Source organism: Streptomyces sp. NBC_00620 (assembly GCF_026341825.1).
Taxonomy (GTDB): domain Bacteria; phylum Actinomycetota; class Actinomycetes; order Streptomycetales; family Streptomycetaceae; genus Streptomyces.
This window is the reverse complement of the sequence record NZ_JAPENY010000001.1, coordinates 3,606,111-3,626,899: the sequence shown is the minus strand read 5'-3', so window position 1 is coordinate 3,626,899 and position 20,789 is coordinate 3,606,111. Positions and strand designations below refer to the sequence as shown.

General features: G+C 65.2%; 18 protein-coding genes. 5 read left to right on the top strand and 13 right to left on the bottom strand.

Annotation, left to right across the window (positions count from 1 at the left end):
* Nucleotides 1–230 precede the first annotated feature (230 nt).
* From OG246_RS16745 to OG246_RS16735, 3 genes are all read right to left on the bottom strand, one after another.
* Nucleotides 231–1,085: a TIGR03936 family radical SAM-associated protein gene (locus OG246_RS16745; protein ID WP_266462375.1), complete on the bottom strand. Its 855-nt coding sequence runs from the start codon at nt 1,083–1,085 to the stop codon at nt 231–233.
* A gap of 48 nt (nt 1,086–1,133) precedes the next feature.
* Nucleotides 1,134–2,324 (bottom strand): hypothetical protein, encoded by a 1,191-nt coding sequence (locus tag OG246_RS16740; RefSeq protein ID WP_266462372.1) that lies wholly within the window; start codon nt 2,322–2,324, stop codon nt 1,134–1,136.
* A gap of 65 nt (nt 2,325–2,389) precedes the next feature.
* Nucleotides 2,390–3,370: an NADPH:quinone reductase gene (locus OG246_RS16735; protein WP_266462369.1), complete on the bottom strand. Its 981-nt coding sequence runs from the start codon at nt 3,368–3,370 to the stop codon at nt 2,390–2,392.
* Nucleotides 3,371–3,609: 239 nt separating this feature from the next.
* Between OG246_RS16735 and OG246_RS16730 the strand changes: the two genes are divergently transcribed.
* Nucleotides 3,610–5,172: a recombinase family protein gene (locus tag OG246_RS16730; RefSeq protein ID WP_266464274.1), complete on the top strand. Its 1,563-nt coding sequence runs from the start codon at nt 3,610–3,612 to the stop codon at nt 5,170–5,172.
* 10 nt (nt 5,173–5,182) lie between these two features.
* Here OG246_RS16730 and OG246_RS16725 read toward each other — a convergent pair whose 3' ends face one another.
* The 6 genes from OG246_RS16725 to OG246_RS16700 form a co-directional block, all read right to left on the bottom strand.
* Nucleotides 5,183–6,055, bottom strand: coding sequence for a hypothetical protein (locus tag OG246_RS16725; RefSeq protein ID WP_266462361.1), 873 nt, complete (start codon nt 6,053–6,055; stop codon nt 5,183–5,185).
* 215 nt (nt 6,056–6,270) lie between these two features.
* Nucleotides 6,271–6,837 (bottom strand): hypothetical protein, encoded by a 567-nt coding sequence (locus tag OG246_RS16720; protein ID WP_266462357.1) that lies wholly within the window; start codon nt 6,835–6,837, stop codon nt 6,271–6,273.
* Between the two features lie 243 nt (nt 6,838–7,080).
* Nucleotides 7,081–8,439, bottom strand: a complete 1,359-nt coding sequence (locus tag OG246_RS16715; protein ID WP_323178320.1) for a replication initiator — start codon at nt 8,437–8,439, stop codon at nt 7,081–7,083.
* A gap of 289 nt (nt 8,440–8,728) precedes the next feature.
* The gene (locus tag OG246_RS16710; RefSeq protein WP_266462350.1) at nt 8,729–8,926 is read right to left on the bottom strand and encodes a hypothetical protein; all 198 of its coding nucleotides are present in this window, start codon (nt 8,924–8,926) and stop codon (nt 8,729–8,731) included.
* Nucleotides 8,923–10,224 carry an FtsK/SpoIIIE domain-containing protein gene (locus OG246_RS16705; protein WP_266462348.1) on the bottom strand — a complete coding sequence of 434 codons (1,302 nt, stop codon included), beginning with the start codon at nt 10,222–10,224 and terminating at the stop codon, nt 8,923–8,925. The genes OG246_RS16710 and OG246_RS16705 overlap by 4 nt, the downstream gene beginning before the upstream one ends.
* A complete protein-coding gene (locus OG246_RS16700; RefSeq protein ID WP_266462344.1) occupies nt 10,224–10,577 on the bottom strand; it encodes a hypothetical protein in 354 nt (117 codons plus the stop codon). The genes OG246_RS16705 and OG246_RS16700 overlap by 1 nt, the downstream gene beginning before the upstream one ends.
* A 163-nt stretch (nt 10,578–10,740) precedes the next feature.
* On the opposite strand from OG246_RS16700, the gene OG246_RS16695 reads away from it, so the two are divergent.
* Entirely contained in the window at nt 10,741–11,520 is a 780-nt protein-coding gene (locus OG246_RS16695) for a GntR family transcriptional regulator (protein WP_266462341.1), read from the top strand.
* 407 nt (nt 11,521–11,927) lie between these two features.
* Here the strand turns inward: OG246_RS16695 and OG246_RS16690 are convergent, their stop codons facing one another.
* Complete coding sequence (locus OG246_RS16690) at nt 11,928–12,224, bottom strand: hypothetical protein (RefSeq protein ID WP_266462338.1); 297 nt, start codon at nt 12,222–12,224, stop codon at nt 11,928–11,930.
* A gap of 327 nt (nt 12,225–12,551) precedes the next feature.
* Complete coding sequence (locus OG246_RS16685; RefSeq protein WP_266462334.1) at nt 12,552–12,995, bottom strand: ATP-binding protein; 444 nt, start codon at nt 12,993–12,995, stop codon at nt 12,552–12,554.
* 303 nt (nt 12,996–13,298) lie between these two features.
* Between OG246_RS16685 and OG246_RS16680 the strand changes: the two genes are divergently transcribed.
* Complete coding sequence (locus tag OG246_RS16680) at nt 13,299–14,669, top strand: sporulation protein (RefSeq protein WP_266462331.1); 1,371 nt, start codon at nt 13,299–13,301, stop codon at nt 14,667–14,669.
* Nucleotides 14,670–14,680: 11 nt separating this feature from the next.
* Here OG246_RS16680 and OG246_RS16675 read toward each other — a convergent pair whose 3' ends face one another.
* Nucleotides 14,681–15,145 carry an SMI1/KNR4 family protein gene (locus OG246_RS16675; protein ID WP_266462329.1) on the bottom strand — a complete coding sequence of 155 codons (465 nt, stop codon included), beginning with the start codon at nt 15,143–15,145 and terminating at the stop codon, nt 14,681–14,683.
* 89 nt (nt 15,146–15,234) lie between these two features.
* Nucleotides 15,235–16,149, bottom strand: a complete 915-nt coding sequence (locus OG246_RS16670; protein WP_266462326.1) for an aminoglycoside phosphotransferase family protein — start codon at nt 16,147–16,149, stop codon at nt 15,235–15,237.
* Nucleotides 16,150–16,612: 463 nt separating this feature from the next.
* On the opposite strand from OG246_RS16670, the gene OG246_RS16665 reads away from it, so the two are divergent.
* Both OG246_RS16665 and OG246_RS16660 read left to right on the top strand, forming a co-directional pair.
* Nucleotides 16,613–17,845, top strand: coding sequence for a dsDNA nuclease domain-containing protein (locus OG246_RS16665; RefSeq protein WP_266462324.1), 1,233 nt, complete (start codon nt 16,613–16,615; stop codon nt 17,843–17,845).
* A gap of 559 nt (nt 17,846–18,404) precedes the next feature.
* Nucleotides 18,405–20,354, top strand: a complete 1,950-nt coding sequence (locus tag OG246_RS16660; protein ID WP_266462322.1) for a hypothetical protein — start codon at nt 18,405–18,407, stop codon at nt 20,352–20,354.
* The last annotated feature ends 435 nt before the right edge of the window (nt 20,355–20,789 follow it).

Genomic DNA, 20,789 nt, shown 5'->3' with positions numbered 1-20,789 from the left:
GTCAGGCTCCCGGGCGCCGCACCTGGTCCGGCAGTGCCGGTGACGTCCGCGGCTCGCGCGATGCGCGGTGCCGCCGTCCGGGGCGCGGGCGCCGCACGGGAGCTCTCTGTGTCCTGTCTCGCCGGTTCCGTACGCCATGTGTGCGTACGGCCTGGCGAAAGTCTTGTGGTCGGTGCACTGCCCGACCCAGGTGGCTCCCGAGTACGAGGGCGGCGCTACGACATCTGTCCTTACGCGGGACCTTCCGGCACCGGCGCCTTCGCGGCGGCAGATCCGGCGACCGCCTCTTCGTGAGAGGGAGGGACTGCCATGACTGCCTCGCGGTCGGGCGCGAGCGGGTCGGTCACCGTGCCGGTCTCTTCATCGAACAGCCCCTGCGCCAGCCTGGTCACCGCAGCGGCGACCGGCGGCGCCAGGTCGGCCACGGCGCGAAGACCGGACAGGACGTCGTCGGGTCGAACGGCAGGCGTCACGTGCCGAACAACCAGCCGCAGTATCGCACAGGCCTGGTCGCTCGACCTATCAGCCTGTGGACTGTTCGTCTCACTGCTTGTCTCACTACTTGCTTCACTGCTTGCCGCAGTGCTTGATCCGCTGCTTGCTTCAAGGCTTGCCACGGCGGCGCGGGCGTCGAACGTCCGCATGCCGTTCTTGGTCTTGCGCTGCACCTCGACGGCCTCCGCCGCCTTGAAAGCCTCGACCGCGCGCTCCGCCTCTGCCGGGTCCACGCCGTCGAGGCGCAGCTCCCAGACGGAAGCGGTGAGCCGGTCGGCGAGCCCGGAGGTCCGGGCCTCGACCGCCTCGATGATGTCGAGCCCGACAGGCATCGACTCGTCGAGGAGATCGCGCAGCTTGTCCGGGTCACGCGCCTCGGTGAGCGCGATCTCCAGATACTCCGCCTCACTGCCCGTGCCGGTGGGTGCGGCATTGGCGTACGACACCTTCGGATGCGGCGTGAACCCCGCCGAGTACGCCATCGGCACCTCGGCACGGCGCAACGCACGCTCGAAGGCGCGCTGGAAGTCACGGTGGCTGGTGAACCGGAGGCGGCCGCGCTTGGTGTAGCGCAGTCGGATGCGCTGCACCGCGAGTGCGGGCGGCGGGCCTTCGGGCTGTCGCTTGCCCAGTGTCGTTCAGTCCTTCGTGAGAGCGGTCCTACTACTACCTAGAGTACGTGTCTCGTCGGCTCCCGGTTCCCTCCGGGACGCTCCGGAAGGAATGGGCGAGGGCTCGAGCGGCACCGGCTCGGGCTCCCCAGGCGCCCCGAAAAGCATCCGCCGGAAGTCCGCGCGGGCCTGCCGGGCGGACTCCCGGGCGGTCGCGAGGGCCTGCCGTGTCGCCCTTCCCACGCTGCGCGCGGCCTCGGCGGCGGGCCGCAGGACCGTGTCCCGGACGGCATGCCCGACGGGCGTCAGCACGCTCAGGTACACCCACCGCACCGGCTCCACGAAGATCCACCGGAAGAGTCGCCCGAGGAACCGCCCGACGGCGAGCGAGATGTACCCGGCGACGCGCCAGGCGTGCCCGAGCGCCTCACCGACCTCCCGCCCTATGACGACGAGCACACGCCCGATCGGCGCGAGCACCCACCGCCACACGGCGAGCGCGGGCAGCACCAGCAGCACACGCAACGTCCAGTAGAGCGCGACACCGATCCCGGTGAAGATCATCCGTACGAGCCACACGAGCCCCCGCACGGTCCAGGCGATGCCCCTCCCGACGGGCGCGAGGACCCACTCGTACAGCCACACACCCGGCACGACGAACAGATACCTCACCAGCCACGCGACGGCGGTGTACACCCCGGTCCCGACAGCCGCGAGCACCATCCCCGCGCCCTTCCCCAGCCAGGCGATCGCATGCCCGACGGGCGTGAGCACCCGCGCGTACACCCAGCCGGCCCCGGCCCCGATCCCCCGGAACACCCAGGCGATCCCGGCCCCGACACCCCGGGCCAGCCAGGCGAGCGCATGCCCGATCGGCGTCAGCACGGTCCGGTAGAGCCACACCAGCGGCACTACGACCAGCACGTGCCCGAGCCACCCGACCGCCTTCCCGGCCGGCACGACGACGTACCGCCACACCGTCACCAGCGGCCAGACGAACACCGCCCACGCCAGCAACGCCAGCGCCCGCCCCACCGGCCGCAGCGCGTAGTCCCGCAGAAACCGGCCACCGACGACCAGCGCGTCCCACACCATCCGCACCGGCACGACCAGTACGAGCACCACGATCCGCACCGGGATGCGGATCGCGACCGCGAGGCACCCCTCGGCCTGCGCCTGGGGTACGGGTCGCTCGGCGGGCGTTTTCTCCAGATCCATACCGACGTAGACGCATCAGCCCACCGCATGGATGCGCCCCGTCCGGTCCGGATCCGATAACGCTGTTACCGGGGGACGGTGACCAGCACGCGCCCCCGGCCGCCGGCGTCGACCCGGTCGTGGGCCTTGGCGATCTCGTCGAGCGGGCAGCGGTGGCCGATGTCGACGGTGAGGGCTCCGACGGCGGCCGCGGCGGTGAGATCGCGGGCGGCCTGGCGCCTGGCCCCGGCGGGGAAGTCGTCGCTGCCGAGCATGCGGAGGGTGACGTTGGCGAACAGCAGGGGCCAGAAGGGGAGTTCGGGGCGGTCGGTGCGGGTGGCGTAGGCGGCGATGACCGCGTCGTTCGCGACCACCGCGGCGTCCAGGTCGGCGTTGTCCGACAGGGCCACCTCGACGATGCGGTCGACGCCCCGCGGTGCATACGCGCGGATCGCCCCGGCCGGGTCGTCCTGGTCGAGGGCGACGGCGTGGGACACCACGGCGGGGTCGACGCGGTCCAGGTCCTCGCCGCGTCGCACCGTGGCGAGGACGGTGGCCCCACCCCAGCGGGCGAGCTGGGCGGCCAGTGAGCCGACGCCGCCGAGCACGCCGTGCACCAGCACGAGCCTGCCGTCGACCGGGCCGTCGGCGAACACGGTCCGGTGGGCGGTGATCCCGGGAATGCCCAGGCTCGCCCCGAGTTCGTCGCTCAGGTGCTCGGGCAGCGGCACCGCCAGATCCTCGGGTACGACGGTGTACTGGGCAGCGGTACCGAAGGGCCGGTAGGACTGGGCGCCGTACACCCACACCCGCCGACCGACCCGGCGTGCGTCGACACCGTCGCCCACCGCGTCGATGACACCGGCCGCGTCACTGTGCGGGATCACCCGGGGATAGGGCATGGCCGAGCCGAGCCAGCCGCGCCGTTTCTTGGTGTCGCCGGGATTGACACCCGACACGGTCACCTGGACGCGGACCTCGCCGGGACCGGGCTCCGGGTCGGGCAGTTCACCGACCCGAAGCACCTCGACAGCGGGACCCTGTCGCTCGTACCAGGACGCAAGCATGGTCAGCCCTCCTTGGCCCCACCGGCCCCGAGTGCCCGGCCGGGGCGATCCTCAGTGCGTGTGCCCGCTGACCGCAGGCTGGTTGACCGTCAGCGGCAGCAGCTTCTTGCCCGTCGGGCCGATCTGAATCGTCGTGTCCATGGCGGGGCCTATGGAAAAAGCCCCAAAACCAGGCCACGCTGGTCCGCATGGCGAAACGAGGACAACGACGGCTCGCGGCAGAGCGAGCGACGTACAACGTGGAAGCCGAGTGGACCAAGGCCGACCTTGCCTTGTTAGAGGAGTTGCAGCAAGCCGACGCACTTCTCCCCCAGGACGCTCCTCGGGCTCTGTTATCCATCCGTCTGTCTGTACTGACAGACGACACGACATCACCGGTGCGTCAGGAGCTCGACCTCCGCATCCTGGCCAGGGAGCGAGGTTGCCGAGTCGTCGGCGTCGCCTCGGATCTCAACGTGTCGGCGACGAAGGTTCCGCCATGGAAGAGGAAGGAACTCGGGGACTGGCTGAACAACCGCTCCCCCGAGTTCGATGAGCTCGTCTTCTGGAAGCTCGACCGCTTCGTGCGTCGCCTCTCCGACCTCTCAACGATGATCGAGTGGAGCCTGAAGCGCGGGAAGAACCTGGTCTCGAAGAACGACAGTCTCGACCTCACGACGACAGCCGGGAAGATCATGGTCACGATCATCGGCGGTATCGCCGAGATCGAGGCTGCCAACACCTCCACGCGAGTCATGAGCCTGTGGGACTACGCGAAGAGCCAGGAAGACTGGATCATCGGCAAGCCGACGTACGGCTACGTCACCGATGAAGACGACTCGGGGAAGCTCGTTCTCGTCATCGAGCCCGAGGCGCGCAAGGCACTGCACTGGGCTCGGCGCATGGCGCTTCGAGGACGCTCCGCCCGGTACATGGTGCGCTGCCTGAAGCGGTCCGGCCTGATGAGCCAGGGCCTCACCGTGGCCACGCTCCACCGCCGGCTCCGCAACCCCGCACTCCTCGGCTACCGAGTAGAAGAGGACAAGCAGGGAGGGCAACGACGCTCGAAGCCGATCCTCGGCAAGGACGGCAGGCCGATCAAGGTCGCTCCCCCTATCTTCACCGAGGAGGAGTTCGAGACCCTCGGCGCCGCTCTCGACAAGCGCAAGAAGAACCAGCCTCCACGCCGTGTCGGCGGAGCGACCCAGTTCCTCGGCGTCCTGCTGTGCGCCGACTGCAAGACGAACATGACCGTGCAGATCACGAACAACAGCTATGGGACCTACCACTACCTACGGTGCCGCAACTGCAAGAGCGGCGGGCTCAGCGCGCCCCACCCCAACCAGGTCTACGAACGTCTCGTAGAGGACGTGCTCAAGGTCCTCGGGGACTTCCCCGTACAGGTTCGCCAGTACGCCGAGGGTGCCGAGGTACGGCGGGAGATCAAGCGCCTTCAAGAGTCCATCACCCTATATATGAAGGAGCTCGAACCCGGGGGCCGGTACACGAAGACCCGGTTCACGAAGGAGCAGGCGGAGACGACGCTCGACAAGCTCATCGGGGAGCTCGAAGCCATCGACCCCGAGACGGCTCACGATCGATGGGTCAACGTCCACGGTGGCAAGACCTTCCGTGAGCACTGGCAGGAGGGCGGCATGGAAGCCATGTCCGCAGACCTGTACCGAGTCGGCATCCGATGCGAGGTCACCCGCACGAAGGTGCCGAAGGTACGAGCCCCGAAGGTTCACCTCCGCCTGCTGATCCCGAAGGACGTACGCGAGCGGCTCGTGATCCGAGAGGACGACTTCGCGAGTGCCCTCTAGGTGTGCCATCTCATGAGATTGGTGCCAGGGAACCGTGATCGACGAAGTTGTGGCCCTCTTCGGATTGGACGATGAAGACACCGGAGCCAGGAGGATCCTCCACGGATGCTCTGTGGATGCGAGCTGTCCACTCAGGGGTGGGCCACTGTGTGTCGCGGTCCCAGCGGATCCCTGTGAGGTTGACCGCAGCAGGGTTCACGGTGGTGAGGTCGGCACCAACGAAGTTATTTGCCGCGTCGGTCAGATTGCTACGGGCTTCGATGAAGTCGCGCGCTAGGCCGGGGTCAAGGACGCGGGCGCGGGCTCGGGCGTGGGTGAGAGCGGGGTCGAGGGCAGGGTCGAGGGCGTGGTCGAACTCGCGGGCAAGGGCGAGAGCCCGGTCGAAGTCGCGGTCGAGGTCACGGATGAGCTTGAGGTCACGGATGAGGTCGCGGGCGCGAGTGCGGGCCAGGTTGACCGCGCGGGTGACGGCGAAGTCGCGGTCGAGGTGGCGGCCGAGGCCGTCGCTGGCGAGGTCGATGGCGGTGTCGATGGCGCGGACGAGGTCGAGGGCGCGGTCGAGGTCGAGGGCCCGGTTGAGGTCGAGGCCGGGGTCGAGGGCGCGGTCGAGGGCGCGGTCGAGGGCGAGGGCAAGAGCGCGGGCGCGGACGAGTTCGCGGACGAGAGTGCGGGTGCTGGCGCGGGCGCGGATGCCGCCAGCGCGGCGGGCGAGGCCGAGGGCGCGGTCGAGGGTGAGGTCGCGGTCGCGGACGAGGTCGGGGGCGAGGTCCGGGTGAAAATTGAGGTCTTTGGCGGCGGTGTCCAGGAAATCTGCAACCTTTAGAAGGTGGCCGCGACGCCAGAGCCGCCATTGAGGAGACACGGCCTTCCAGCGAGCTGTCACGTCAGCCAGCCTCGGCCCTGTCAGGCCATCTTGGGTTGGATCGGCTTGGGAGGTCTCACTGGAGCGAGGAACATCGAGAACTGGGGCGGGACGAGACGTAGCAGGATCATTCGCCGCGAACAGCAGGGCGGAAGTCTTCAGGGGAGGCCGGAAGCCGGGAGAACGACGTGAAAACACAGCCAGGACGCAGCCCACGAAGGACTCGGCAGCAATCGTCACGCCGCGCCTCCTCCGCCAGTCGGATCCTGCTGTGCGGCAACGCCCGTGCCTGATTGTGGATTCCCTGCTGAAGGGCTGCCCGTCTGGGGCCCTGGCAGAGCACCATGCGACTGCCCAGGGCCAGACTGCAGCCCGTTTTCTTGAAGAACCTGCGGTTGCTGCTGCGCCTCTCCCACTACTCCGCCAAGAGCAGCCCGCCCCGCGCTCTTAACCATCAAGGGCACCAGTGTGGTGATCTGCTGGACAGCCGACAGCGCGCCCAACCCGATGAGAAACGTCGTCAGCGGATTCGTGCTTTGCGGATAGGTGGCTGCCACGACACCAGTCAGGGCTGCGCTGACGAGCAGCCGCAGTACCCCGGCGACGCAATACGCCTTCCAACCGGGTGCGGGCAGGTGCTCCTCGCCAGGCCGGATGTCAGTTCTGCGCTGGGGCGGATCGATCGTGTCCGACTGGACGTTCCATGGCATCTGACGGTGCCACTTGATGGACTTTATGACGTCGATGGCCTCCATGGAGGCGCCTCCGGCCGCTCCCACCATCGCCGCCATCAACCAATCCATGGTCCGAGGCTAGAAGGAATCACGTGGCGGGGAAGGAGTTCTCCGTAACCAACGTGCCGAGACAGCACATCTAGGAGTGTCCGTCGCCTCACTCGAACCATGTCTCAGGATCGAACGGTTGCTCATTGCCGTCATCGTCCACAATCACGATCTCGCTCTCGATCATGCTCTGTGCTTCGGTGGCCGGGCCGCGAGGTGAGCGGGTCTCGCACGGAAGCAGAGGCTCACGCTGAGATGCAGCGGCTATTGGCTCCACTCCCCCTCATCACGCACCGCGGTGAGAAGCTGCCGGGACTGTTCGAGGTCTTCGGCGACCCCAGCAGCGATCAGGGCAGCGCCCGGGGTGTGGCCGGACCCGGCATAGCGCCAATACGCATCGGTGACCGTGCCGGGGATGTCGGCATGGCCGACGTGGCGTGCACGTTCGGCGCGTAGGGCTGCGTATGTCGTCGAGTAGGCCCGGGACTTGGTGAGGATGTGGCCGCGATAGCCGAGGGTGTGGGCCCAGGCTCGGAGGTGCAGGGGTTCGTACGCGGGTAAGCCGCCGAGGCGCCAGCACGTTCGCATGAGGTTCCGTGCATGGTCGGATACCGGCGATGCGTCGATGTCGTCCCAGGTCGTGAGCCTGTGGTCGGTGCCGGCGCCGGTCTCGCTCGCTCCCTTGGTGACGTACTTGGCGACGTATGCGGCCACGGCGTCGTCATCCGGGCCGGGGCCGTCGGCGCGCAGGGGACGGACATCGACCTGGGCACCCCAGCGCAGGGAGAGTTCGCCGACGGCGGGACTGTACGGAGTGCGGACCAGGACCCGCCGGGCGGACGCGAGTACGGCATCGGCGAGCCGGGCCGCGGTGCCCCAGACCGGGGGTTCGTCGTTCGGTCCGGCCGGGCCGTCGAAGCGTACGACGGCGTGGATGTGGACGGCCGCCCGCTTCTGGTACTCCGCGATGCGGGCGAAGGAGAGCCGCGCGTGTGAGGAGAAGCGGGACTGCGTGAAGCCTACGGCTGAGGCGAGTTGGCGGCGGACACCGATGACGAAGCGGTCCCAGAGTTTGCCCGCGTGTGCGTGCCAGAGGACGTGGGCCGGGTAGTCGTAGCAGTCGGCACAGAGGGGTTGGCCAACGAGCGGATCGTTTGCGTCATGGACGGCACCGCAGCCAAGGAGGCGGCCATGACCGCATTCGCTGCGTTCACGACGGGGGCGGCAGCGCTCCCCGACGCGGTGTACCGGCCCGAAGGACGGTGCGGTGAGGGTGATGAAGAGCCGGGGGCGGTCGCGGACTGTGGCGGGGACGTTCTTGCCGCCGAGGAGGCCCGCGCGGATGAGGTGGAAGGTGTCTCCGGCGTGGAGTCGGGAGCAGGGTGCGCAGACGGTTGCGCGTCTGTTGCGGCAGCGGATGAGGAGGCGTTCGCCGGGTTCGGTGCGGGTGTCGTAGTGGTGCACGATCTCGCCGGTCGTTGGGTCGTGCGTTGTCGTCGAGCCGGACAGGTGCACGGGGTGCGCGCAGCCGCCCGTTGCCGTGATCTGTTCCAACCAGCGTGCGAACTTGGGGTCTTGGGCGATGCGTATCGCGTCGCGGTCTGCTTCGGGGAGCTGACGCAGGCGCGCCGCGCGGTCGAGGACAGCGCGCCTGTCAGCCGAGGTGGACTCGGGTGTGATGGTGGTGACCTTCCAGGGTGGGCCGCCGAAGCGGCACGGGTGATGGTTGGTGGCGCGCTATCGGTCATGGGGATCACTCCTGACGGATGTGGTGGGTGGAGGGTCAGCGGATGGTTCCGGTGCCCCGGCAGACGCGGCAGCGGCGAAGCCGTCCGGTCCAGGTCTTCCGAGCCCCGTCGCCCTTGCAGTGGGGGCATCTCACGCGGCGCATGGACATGGCGTTCCTTCCTGCTTAGAAGTGGGAGAAGCCGCTCAGGACCCAGGTCATGAAGCCGTTGATGGTGAGGCTGACCGGGGTCTGGCCGAGGTACATGCCGAAGAGGGCGATGCAGACGGCTTCCCAGGCGCGTACGTCCCGGGAGCGCACGAGGAGGAAGGTGATGATCCCGAAGACCACGACGAGGGACACGGCGGTACCTGCGCTGATCACTGGGAGCCTCCTTCGAGCACCGCGAGAGCTCGGTCTATGGCGGGCAGTTCGGGGGTCATCGCCGCGTACTTCCTGGCCGTTCCCGAAGCCTCTTCGGCCGATGTGAGGTGCGAGCGGGCGCGGCTCCAGCCACCGTCAGGCCCGGTGCAGACAGCCACCCCCTGTTCCTCCGCCGTAATCGACTGAGCAACAACAACCGCGTCCTTGTTGAGATCACCGAGCGTCATTTCCGCCGTGCCGGGGTCGTTGACCCGATGGCAGATCCGGCCGCCGAGTTGGGCCCGCAGCGCGGTGACGCCAGGTCCGAGGTCGGAGCCGACGCGTTGTCCGGCAACGACCAGATGGATGCCAAGTGCGGCACCGAGCTGGGCTATGCGCAGCAGGAGCGTGGAGCACTGTTCCGCCTCTGCCTTGCTCTCACGACGGCCGTCGGAGAGGTACAGCTCCGCGAGTTCGTCGACGATCACGACGACCGGCACCGGCCGCAGCTTCTCGGGCAGTTCCCAGATGGAGCGCACGCCCGCATCTCGGCAGACGCGCATACGCTCTTGCATGTCGACGACGAGCGCGGAAAGCACTGCGACCGCCTCGCGCCGGCAGGTCGTGAGCGCGCTCAATCGCCGGGCGAAGAGGCCGAGTTCCATGCCGCCCTTGCAGTCGATGCCGACCAGGGCGACGGGTTGTGGAGCGAGTTCGGTGATGAGCCGGGCGAGCAGGGTGGACTTGCCGGACCGGGTGGCCCCGGCGATGAGCCAGTGCGGCACGAGCCGCAGATCCATGACCCAGGCGCCGCCGCTCTCCAGTACGCCGATGAGCGCGGACAGGAGCGCGGCGGGCGCCGAGGCTAAGCCGGGCCGTGCCAGCGGGTCATTGGCGGTTGCGGTCAGGAGCACGAGGCCGCGTTCCGGCGAAGTGACCCGCACCGCGTGCACCCTCCAGGCGTGCACGAGCGCATCCGCCGCCTTGAGGTACGTCGCCGGGGTCTGGCCCGCGTGCAGGCGCACGGTCGCCGTCAGCCCCAGGCGGGTAGCGCGCGGGAACGAGATCCGGGGAGTGACCGGCCGCAGGGGATCGCCCTTGACGACCAGGTCCCCGAGGAGCCCGCGGGGCGGACGCCGCGATACGGAAAGGTCGTTGAGCATGGCGACCTTGCGCCAGGTGAACAGCACCCGGCACGCGGTCAGCGGGTAGCCAGCGAGGTACCAGTGCCAGGCCGGACGGTGCCGGCGCAGCAGGTCACCGAGGACGAGTACCCACGCGAGTGCGGCGAGAGTGAAGGCGAGCGCGGTCGGACCCATCACGCACCCCCGGCCTTAGCCGGTCCGGGCGCGGGTGTGCTGTGTACGGGGGTGATGGCGTCGGCGCGGAAGCTGATTCCGTGCCGGTCGCCCATGGCCCAGGCGAACGCGGTCAGTCCGGTGACCTTGAGGATCTGTCCTTCCTCGATGCCCTTCGGCTCACCGGCCACGGCGATCTCGATGACGGAGATACGCCGTCCGTCCTGGCGCACCATGACGGCGACGGTGTAGATCGTGTTGCCGTCGCGGTCCTTCTTGACCTCCTGTGTCTCGAAGTTGCTGATCTTTGCTTCCGGTGTGATGGCGCACCGCAGTACGCCCAGTCGTGCCGTGTCCACGGGTATGGACTGCATTACTTGGCCTCCTAGGCCAGTCAGGACGTCCGACATATTCAGACGTCACTTGTCATTACGAGTTACGACTATGTGGCTCTGTACGGCGAGGATGCAACTACTTATGCTGACGAGTGATGTCGCGCGTGCGACGTGCCTACGACTTCAACCCGAAGGTGCCGAGATGACGGAGATCCAGCGCCCCGGAGCGCTCTACCAGCAGGTGGCCGCCGCGATCCGGGAAGCGATCCTCAAGGGCGAGTTCGAGCCCGGCGCCCCGCTGCCCTCCGAGGCCCAGCTCATCGAGCGCTACAAGGTGTCCCGTCCCACCGTCCGCAACGCCGTCGCCGCCCTGCGTGCCGAAGGGCTGATCGAGGTGAGGCACGGCAAGGGCAGCTTCGTACGCTCCGACGGCCAGCCCTCCGTCACCCTCGAACGCCGCATCAGCCGCACGCCGGACGGAAAGTTCGTGATGCCCAACGGCGCCGTCTGGGACGAGGCCGAGGAGCCCACCCCGTACCGCTCGCACACCACGAAGGCCACCGGCCCGCTGCTCAAACTCGACGAGGAGGAAGCCCTCTTCGGCTGCGACCGGCTGCTCATCGACCCCGCCACCGGCACCCGAGCCATGCACCGCACACTGATCCCGTTCGAGGTGGCCGAGGGCATCCCGATGCTCGCCGAGGACCCGGACCGCCGCCCAGCCTCCGCCTACTGGATCCTCACCCAGGCCGGACACAAGCTGTGGTGGTCCGAGACGGTCCGCGCCCATATGCCGCTCCCGGACGAGCGGACCGCACTCCAACTCCCGGACGCGACACCGATCCTGCACCTGGCCCGCGTCACGCACGGCACCCACGACCGCCCCTTGATCCTCGAAGAACTCCGCGTCGGGGCGGACCGAGCCGAACTCGCCTACCGAATCACCGCCGACAAACAGCCCGCGCGACGCACCCGCACATGATCGACAACGGCAATCGGTCGAAATCCTCTGCACTTCCTCAAGGGCGCGCCTGCGGCGCGCCGGGCAGCCCGGCCGCCCCGGCCGGGCGTGCGGCGTGGCCGCCGGTCCCGTCCGGTCACCCGACTGCCCGCACCGCAGTACGCCAGAGGACGGGAGTCGTCGACCGGACGACTCGGGCCGGGGCCCACGGGGCTGGGGGTCGACGGCCTCCGAGACTTTAGGCAGCTCCCATGGGGCGAGCCTCGAAGAACAGGGGGCCCATCGGGCTATTGCGGGCAGCTCCAAGGACTGCCCGATCCGCTGGCGAGCGTAGGGCCCCCTGTTCACTCGCCCCATGGCAGCTACCGCCCAAAGTCTCTGCGGCCGGCGACGTGCCCACGCGCGCCACTCACCAGCGAAGGGGCGCCTCATGCCGCACCGCCGTCGCCGTCCGCGACCGCCGCCAGGAGGCCGGCGAGCCGTTCCGCAGCGTCCGGCCAGCCCGCCAGGCGCACGACCCCGCGCCCGCTTTCATCCGTTGAGGCGACGGCCCGTACCTCCGACAACTCGAACCCGGCACCGAGCAACGCCCGGTTCAACCGGTCGGCAGCCTCCCGCGCCTCGCGCCAGCCCGTCATGTAGTCGACGCCGGGCACCCACAGACCACAGTCCGCACCCGCGACGTCGAGACCATCGCTCAGCCAGTCCTCACCCGCGCCAGTCACCTTGCCCACCTCTGCCCTGATCTCGGTAACGGATCGTCAACTCTCTTTTGGTGCAGGGCAGATGCGCAGCGCAACGGCCCCGGTACCATCAGGCACCGGGGACCGCTGTCCCCTGCCGGACCACCCCAGTTGCTGTCCAGGCGCGGGGGTGGTCCGGTCTCGGTATGAGGTTGTGAAGCGCGGCCCCTCACTTCGGGAGGGGAGCTCCCGGGATCACCGAGGAGCCGCGCCCCTTACGGCCGGAGGGGTCAGACTCCGGCCGGTGTCCGGGCCGCCGTCCACTCCCGATCGCGTGGGAGCCAACAGGAGACGACGGCCCGAAGATCTCTACGTCGTACCGTCGAGGTCGAAGCGGCACCACACGGTCTTGCCGCCCTGCTCCCTCGGCGACCACCACACCGCATCGGCCAGCCGCTGAATGATCAGCAGCCCGCGCCCCCGGTCCGGCAACAGCGCCTCGGAGAAGTCGCCCACCAGTTCCGGCGAGACGAACTCACCCGCCGGAAGATCAGGCGGAGTCGAATCCTCATCCGCGACGCCGATGAACAGCCATCCGGGCCACGCCTTCACCAACACGTCGATCCGCCGTGCGGCACCAGGCCGCGTCAGGCAGTCGTCCGGCACCGCGTGGTGCACAACGTTGCCGACCAGCTCCGAGACGACGAGCCGGGCATCATCGACCATGTGGCCAAGTCCCCAGTCCTGGAGGCAGCCGCCGACCATGTTGCGCGCGGCGCACACGGTGCTCGTGGACTCGTCGAAGAGCGTCATCGCCCGGAAGTGGCCAGTCGAGGGATCTTGCGCCGCTTCACGCGACGAGACCGTCCCAAGGGTGTTCGCTCTGTGTTTGCTCGGTTGAGCATTCATGGCGTCCGTTCCCGACTGTCGACAGGCTCCGTAGCCCGTCGCTCCGTGCCGAACAGTGAACGGCGCGAGCCGCCCAGCCGGGAGCGTTCACCAGGGGGTTCACGTGAACACCGGCAAAGGCAAAGGGGGTTCGCCGATGAACCCCCCAATGTCACTGCGCTGTGCCACGATGAATACTCGCTGTCATTCTCGGGCTGGCAGGGGAGCATGAGCCGAGAGCCGAACGCGCACTTAATCGCCGCCATGGACGAGGCGAAGGTCTCGAACAAGGGCCTCGCGAAACGCATGCAGGATGCCGCCGCACGCCGCGGCACGAGTCTCGGCACGACGCACGTCGCCGTGCAGCGTTGGCGAGACGGCGCCGGCATCCAGCCCCAGACAGCAGCGATCATGGCCGATGTGCTCGGCGCCAAGCTGAACCGTCGCATCACGCCCAGCGATCTCGGGTTTTTCCGCCAGCTCCAGCAGCCCACACCGCAGCCAGTTGGCTACCCGGGCACCGTGCCCGATGTGCTGTCGATGCTGGACGGACTCGCCGAGGAGCGAGCCGACACCCCATCGGGCGGACCGCTGGTCATCGCGGACACCGATCTCAGCTCCGCAGTCCTGTCATGGATGGTGGCCCGCCCCGACGGTGTCCAGGCCGGCAGACCCGCTTCCCAACGCGTGGGAATGCGGGACGTCAAGGCCATCCGAGCAGCCGCCGACATGTTCATGCAGCTCGACTTCAAGTTCGGCGGAGGCCACGGCCACAAGGCCTTGCGGCACTACTTCCGGCACGAGGTCCTCCCGCTGCTGAGCGCGAGCTACAGCGAGCGGGTCGGCACAGCGCTCTTCGGCGCCGCCGCCGAGATCTCCCAGTTGCTCGCGTGGACCGCGTACGACTCCGGAAACCACCCGCTCGCCCACCGATACCTGACATCCACCCTGCGCCTATCTCAGGTGATCGACGACCGGATGTTCGGCGCCCGCATCCTCGGCAACCTCAGCCACCAGGCCAATTACCTCGGCAACCACGCCCAATCCGCCCAGCTCGCCCGCGCCGCCGTCGAGGGCGCGAAGGGCCGGGCCACCCCCCGAGCCATGGCGTTGAACTCGGCGATGGAAGCCCGCGCCCTGTCCAACGCAGGTGACCCAATCGGTGCCGGCCGAGCCATGAACGAAGCAGAACGCTACTTCGAGCGCGCCGACACCGCCGAAGACCCGGCATGGCTCAGCTACTTCGACTCCGCGGAACTCATGGGCGAGTTGTGCCACTGCTTCCGCGACCTCAAGATGCGCCGCGAGTCCGTCGAGCACGCCCAGCGCGCCGTCAACGACACCGACCCGAAGTACGCCCGAACCCTGGGGTTCTGCCGCATGGTGCTCGCCCAAAGCCAACTACTGAACGGCGAGTTGGAAGCCGCCGTCACCACCGCCAGCCTCGCAGTCGACGGCGGCGACTCCCTCCAATCCGCCCGCTTCCAGCGCTACGTCACCGACTTCCAGACCGAGGTCAGCGCCCACTCGACCAACCCCACCGTGGCCGCTTTCAACGACCAGGTACAGGACGCACTCGCCCGACTGGACGACGAGTAGCCTCCCTCAACTCACTGGTGCCCAGCCCAGTCGTGCCACTCACGCATCCAGCTCGCGAACGCGCTGCGCGCTTCCCAGTCAGTGGTCCCGTCGGCGTAAGGCGTCGCACACCCATCCCCCAGCCACCAGACGCGCCCACGCTGTGGTCCGGTTACGACCAGCACCCAAAACTCACCGTCCTCGCACCCCAGCAGAACCGAGCCATGCAGGTACAGGGCATGCAAGAGAGACGAGTGCCCGGCCTGGCCGTCGTAGTCGTACTCCCATTGCCACTCCTCATTCAGCGGGAAGGGCATGGACGGGTCGCGCGGAGCCGAGGCGTTGAACGGTTCTGGGCTCATCCAGTTCTCGGACTCCCAGCCGGTCCAGGTTGCCGGGATCTCTCCCAGCGGCAGCAGTCCGCGAGCGTCGGGCCGCTCAGCTCGTGTCCCGTTGGCGACCTCCGCCATGAACGTGCGATACGGCTCGGGAAGCACGACAGAGTGCTCCGCTTCCCAGGACTCAAGCACCGGCCAGCCAAGGGGAGGCAGCCGACTGTCCACGGGAACGACTACGCCCGGGCCGCTCACCAGGGGCACCAATCTCGGGGCCCATCGTCGTTCCGCAGCCCAGCAATACGCCGGCGGTACTCGGCCGCCGTCCGCTCGTCCTCCTGCACGTTCTGCATGAGCCACGTCGTCATGCCGAACTCTTGCAGTCCACGCAGCGTCTCGTACCCGTGCCAGTCGTACAGATCCCGCCCGTACGCGGCCACGAAGTCGGCGTACTGCTCATCGGTCTGCCACCCGAGGCTGTGATGTTCCGTGGCCGTGACCATCAGGTCCCACTCCGGGTGATCGAAGCAGAAGGCTTCGAAGTCGATCAGGATCACTTTCCCTTGATCGTCGACCATGAGGTTCTGCACGTGAGCATCACCGTGCACTGGACCCTTGGGGGTCTCGAACCGCAACTCGGCGTACTTGTCGCGCAGCTCCCGCCACCGCTTCCGCAGGAAGATCTTGTCATCCTGCGGGATCACGGCACGGTTGAGCCGCAGGTCTTGCTTGTCGAAGGGGTCGAACGACGGCAGCTCAAGACCATCTGGGAGCGACAAGGAGTGCAGATCCCGTAGGACGGCACCCAGTTCCCCGTATGTTGCCTTCCGGTCGCCCTCGACTATCAGATGCCAGAAGGTCACCGGATGACCGTCGATCAAGAACGGCTGCTCCAAGTCCTCAACGACGCGAGCCGCGCGGAACCCCTCACTCGTCAGCCACCGCGAGACAGCCACTTCGTTCCGCGCCGTCGGCAGCCACTCCTCCCCGCGCGCTACACGCACGATCACCGGTATCGAGGCCAGCCGGAACAACGCGTTCTCTCCAAGGCGGATCAACTCCGCATCTCTGTCGTCGAGGCCCGCAGCCTGGCACGCTGCGACCATCACCTGCGTCGCCCCCACCGATGTGAACCCCACTTCCGATCGAGCAGCGTCAATCGCCATGCCCGTACCAGCTCCCCTAGTCGCGCGCGATCAACCGGAGCACGCCGACAGGTGACCAACCCAGCGCGCACCGGACACACCACGACCGTACCGAGCCCATACACACAACGGCGAGACCACGACCTGGCGTCCACTACGAATAACAGCCGTAGCAAGGACGACCCATCCCTGAAGAAACCCCACGCCAGGCAGACCACTCGACGGCGGCGAAGGGGAAGGTTAGTCCCATTGGGCCCAAAACGATGTGTCCTCCAGGGCAACAGCCGTTCGAGGCTCACGACCACACGCGGGTTGGGTCAACTGGCGGTTGGAGGGTCAACCTCGCGACAGGACACCGATCTCGAAAAGACAGCCAACCTACTGCGCTTCGTAACTCAAGTCGCTAGCATCATTTACGGAGGGTGCCTGAAAAGGTGGACAAAACTCAATAATTGCGCAAACAATATCAAGAGCTGGGGGATGTGTGGATCTTGAGGAGTCGATCGACGACGGGCGAGACGGACTTCTTGCCGCACTTGCGCAAATGGACAGCGAGGAAACTGGCAGTGCTACGTTCGCGCGTTACCGCTGGCAAGCAAAGCAAGCTGTCAGGCACTGGCTCACATGCATGAGGAGAAATGACGGCCCGATCGCCGTTATCTGCGAGCGCACCGAAGACATTACTATTGTGCACCCCAAGAGAGTTCGTTTCGCGCAACTTAAGACACGCGACAAGGGCTCATGGAGCGCTAGCCTCGTCTGCGACAAAGGCCATGGCATAGATTCACTCGCTCGCACATATACGGCTGCGCGAAAGCTGGGCCTCCATGGCGTGTCCTCCTTTGAACTCTGGCTCGAAGGTCCAATGTCCGATGTCAAAGCAACTGTGGACTTCTTCAAGGATCCTCGAAACGCATCAGCCGAAATCCGAAAGAAGATTGTTGCTCGTGGTGTGCCACGAGCACAACTCGACGACTTCCTTCAAAGGCTGGTAATTCGGGTCCAGCAGCCCACGAGGGCGCACATTGACGCAGTGATCCTTTATGAGATGTCAGCATTATGGCCCGCTCATACGCATTCAGAACTGATAGACGTCTACGTTAGACTTCTAGACACCGCCTCAGCCGCTCAAGCGGGAGAGAGCACGATTGGGGAAGTGCATCGAATCCTGAATCGGAAGTTCAATCAGGAAAAGGATGGACTATCCGATGCTCAGGCTCTCGCAGGGCTTGGAGTACATCTTCTGGAAACGGATCAACTCTCCAGACTGACACCACCGCTAGCCGACGACACTGACGATGATCTACTTGCTCGGATTTCACGGGGTGAAGCCACATCAATGCTTGAGCTCAAGATGCGGAGGGCAGGCGCCTCTGAAAGTGTAATCAGGCAGGCTCAGGAGTTTCGAGCGGGCTCCGACATTCAGCGACTTATGGTTGTTGCGAGCCGCACGAACACAGAGCATGATTTTTCCAATCTACAGCAAAGAGTCCTTACCGTAGCGCGAGCTTGCGCACACAAAGTGCATTTGAATGCCGCTTCCAACCCTGCCGCTGCCGCGCGTCCTGCAGACGTGATCTCAGCGGAACTCTTGAGTCGGCCAAGCGAAATGGCGCAGCTCGACTCTGGTGACCTTTTTGGCCGAGACGGATTTCAAGTCTACGGGTTTCTTTGTCATCTTTCGGATGAATGCCACTTCCCTTGGAGAGCGGCATGAGAGAACAAGGAAGAAGCACTCACGCAATCAACAAGTTCAGGTTCCGATCGTCTCCAGAAGCAGAAGCCAGACTACTCTTGTTGATTGATGGCTTCAGTCGGACAAGGACCGGAACCCGATCTTTGGAGGGCCGCGTAAAGCTAGCAAAACTAGATTTCCTGCTCCGGTATCCACGTCACCTCAGTCGGGTTCTATCTTCACTCAACGTCAACACGTCAAACATGGATGCATTGGATGAAAACGAGGCGCCTCTAGATGCTCGAATGATGAGGTATCGGTATGGCCCCTGGGACCCTTCGTACTACGCGATCCTTGGGTCACTCATTGGCAGGGGTCTTGTAAGAGTTGAGCCGCTGCCTGGTTCCTCTGGGCTCGGATACTCCACCACTCCATTGGGGGCGGACCTTTCAACAAAGATTGGGAGTGACGAGAGCTTTCAAATAATCGTTAATAGAGTCAAAATCCTGCGTCGTAATTTGGATAAGTCAGGATCGACGTTGAAGGAGTATTTGTACTCCCTTCCCGAAGTTGCAGACTCAACCTGGCATGAGGAACTGACATGACACAAGACGAATCAGCTCCTACGAGCCGAACGAACCACCGATTGATGGTTCTGGGTATCGACTTGGTCGGTGGCAATCGGTCAGTCACTATGCAACCAGGCCTGAACTTCGTTCATGGAACAATCACCACAGGAAAGACGACGTTCGTTCGACTCCTCAGAGCTTTGCTCGGCACGGTCCCTGACGACCTTCCGGCTGAAACAGGCATCGTTTCTTCACTCAAAGCCGTCATCAAGACTGGAGAAAAGGTCTGGATCGTCAATCGCCCTCTAGTTACGACAAGAACCGCACCCGTTGACGTCGTCGAGTCTGATCCTCCAGCTGACGAAGAAGGCATCGCCATCCGACTGCCGGCCTCTGGTGCGAACACATCGTTTGGGCGCTTCATCCAGGATCAGACAAGCATTCCTGCCGTCTCCGTCCCCCAGGCGAAATCAAAGCCAGCCGGCAACCTGACGAGTGTGACGATGACCGACTGGCTCGGCTACTGCATCGTCACAGGCGACGAAATTGATTCGCAGGTCTTTGGGCATCTTCACCCATTCAGGAATCAGAAACGCAAGTGGATCTTTGAGCTTGCCTATGGTTTGTACGATTCGATCCTTGCCAAGCTAGCCGCGGACCTGAATCTAATCAATTCCCAAATCGCTGCACTCGAACACGAAGAGGAATTTCAACATAAGTTTCTGAGTGGCACCCCATTCGCAAATCAAGACGCCTTGGAAGCTCGTGTAAGTGAAATTGACCGCGACCTTAGCGCCGTGGATTTGGGTGGACGAGAAAAAGCTGAAGAAGTGATCCTCCTTCATGACGTAGAGAGGCTACGAAGAAAACTCTTGACGGTACGCACAGAATTGGCAATACTGGCCGACGAGTTTCGGCGAAACCAGGGACAGCTTCAAGATCTAGAAGATCTTCTAGGGCAATTGAAGAGTCAATTCGCGCGACTGACACGGGCCGTTGTTTCCGATGAATGGCTCGTAGACTTCGACTTCGTTGTCTGCCCACGATGCGGAAGCGACGTCTCCCCCGTTCGCTCGGATTCCGAACACTGTTACTTGTGCCTCCAGCCCCCTCAGCCGACGGCAAGTAGAGACGCGTTTATGACCGAGCAAGATCGTATCGTCGGGCAGATTCAAGAAACGGAGGCTATTATCGCGTCTCGCAAGAAGGCCCTGGAAGAAATCGCGGAAGGCTTGACGGAAAAACGGCATGCGGAAACCTTCTTGGCTGAGCAACTCAATGCCACGACAAATTCTTTTGTTTCTGACAGCGCGTCCGAGTTGCAGGAACTAGCCGCTCGCAAGTCTTACTTGCTAGCCGAGAAGTCCAAGATGGAAGACTACCGATCCGTGCTGGATAGGTTTCACGAGACAGGAAAATCTAGGCAAGAACTGGAAGAGAAGCGAGAAGAGATTGAGGAGGCTATCGAACGTCGCGACTTTTCGACCTCGGTAGCGGAAGGCAACATCGTCGCCCTCGAAGTTCGAATCAAAGAGTACCTGGAGAGACTCAACATTCCACTATTCGGGGACAGCCTCTCCGTAAAAATCAACAGGGAGACCTACCTTCCTGAGATCTCAGGAAGGACATTCAATGAGCTATCAAGCCAGGGGCTCAAGACGCTAGTCAATGTTGCGCACTCACTAGCGCACCACACTGTCTCTATCGACAGGGGGATTCCACTTCCTGGACTCTTAGTATTGGATGGCCTGTCTGCCAATGCGGGGAGAAAAGGATTCGATGCAGAACGAATCCAAGACATGTATCGATTGCTTCTCAATGTGGCAGAGGAATACGCAGATGATCTACAGATCATCGCTGTCGACAACGATGCTCCAGCGGTATTCGACGAGGCTCTGAGTGACAAAGTTGTTCTTCACCTAACCCCTCAAGACAAGCTGATCAGAGATCCTTCCGGTAACTCATTCTCCATCAGCGTCTAAAGAACGCTCAGGGTCGTCGCTCATCCCTCGGCTTTCGGGTGGTACACCTCAGACTGTCGTGGACACCGTTCGCGGCTGCGCCGGGTTGAAGGCGTAGCGCTCAGGCCTCGGCGAGAGCGACGCCGTTTGGGCAGGACACCCCTGTCCCTACGAGGGTGTACACAGCGAACCCTCAGCCTGTACCCGCCACAGCCAGGAACGTTCTCACCACTCATAGGCAGAGCGAGCCAATGGCCCAGGGATGGCGGCGCCAGTTGCCCACCATGCCAGGGTCCACTGTTCACTCGACGCCATCACGTACACGTTCCGCCTCTGGCAAGGGCCCTGTTCCACATGCCCACGCCTTGCCCCTCAGCGTGCACTCCTCGCGGTACCCCCGGATCGTGTCCAACCGGAACACCGTCGCCAAAAGGAGACAACCAGTACAGCCCGGGC

Coding starts and splice junctions, on each gene's coding strand:
- OG246_RS16700 (WP_266462344.1), bottom strand. CDS start 10,577: ATGCAGTCCATACCCGTGGACACGGCACGACTGGGCGTACTGCGGTGC.
- OG246_RS16740 (WP_266462372.1), bottom strand. CDS start 2,324: ATGGATCTGGAGAAAACGCCCGCCGAGCGACCCGTACCCCAGGCGCAG.
- OG246_RS16670 (WP_266462326.1), bottom strand. CDS start 16,149: ATGGCGATTGACGCTGCTCGATCGGAAGTGGGGTTCACATCGGTGGGG.
- OG246_RS16680 (WP_266462331.1), top strand. CDS start 13,299: ATGAGCCGAGAGCCGAACGCGCACTTAATCGCCGCCATGGACGAGGCG.
- OG246_RS16705 (WP_266462348.1), bottom strand. CDS start 10,224: ATGGGTCCGACCGCGCTCGCCTTCACTCTCGCCGCACTCGCGTGGGTA.
- OG246_RS16660 (WP_266462322.1), top strand. CDS start 18,405: ATGACACAAGACGAATCAGCTCCTACGAGCCGAACGAACCACCGATTG.
- OG246_RS16685 (WP_266462334.1), bottom strand. CDS start 12,995: ATGACGCTCTTCGACGAGTCCACGAGCACCGTGTGCGCCGCGCGCAAC.
- OG246_RS16720 (WP_266462357.1), bottom strand. CDS start 6,837: ATGGATTGGTTGATGGCGGCGATGGTGGGAGCGGCCGGAGGCGCCTCC.
- OG246_RS16735 (WP_266462369.1), bottom strand. CDS start 3,370: ATGCTTGCGTCCTGGTACGAGCGACAGGGTCCCGCTGTCGAGGTGCTT.
- OG246_RS16695 (WP_266462341.1), top strand. CDS start 10,741: ATGACGGAGATCCAGCGCCCCGGAGCGCTCTACCAGCAGGTGGCCGCC.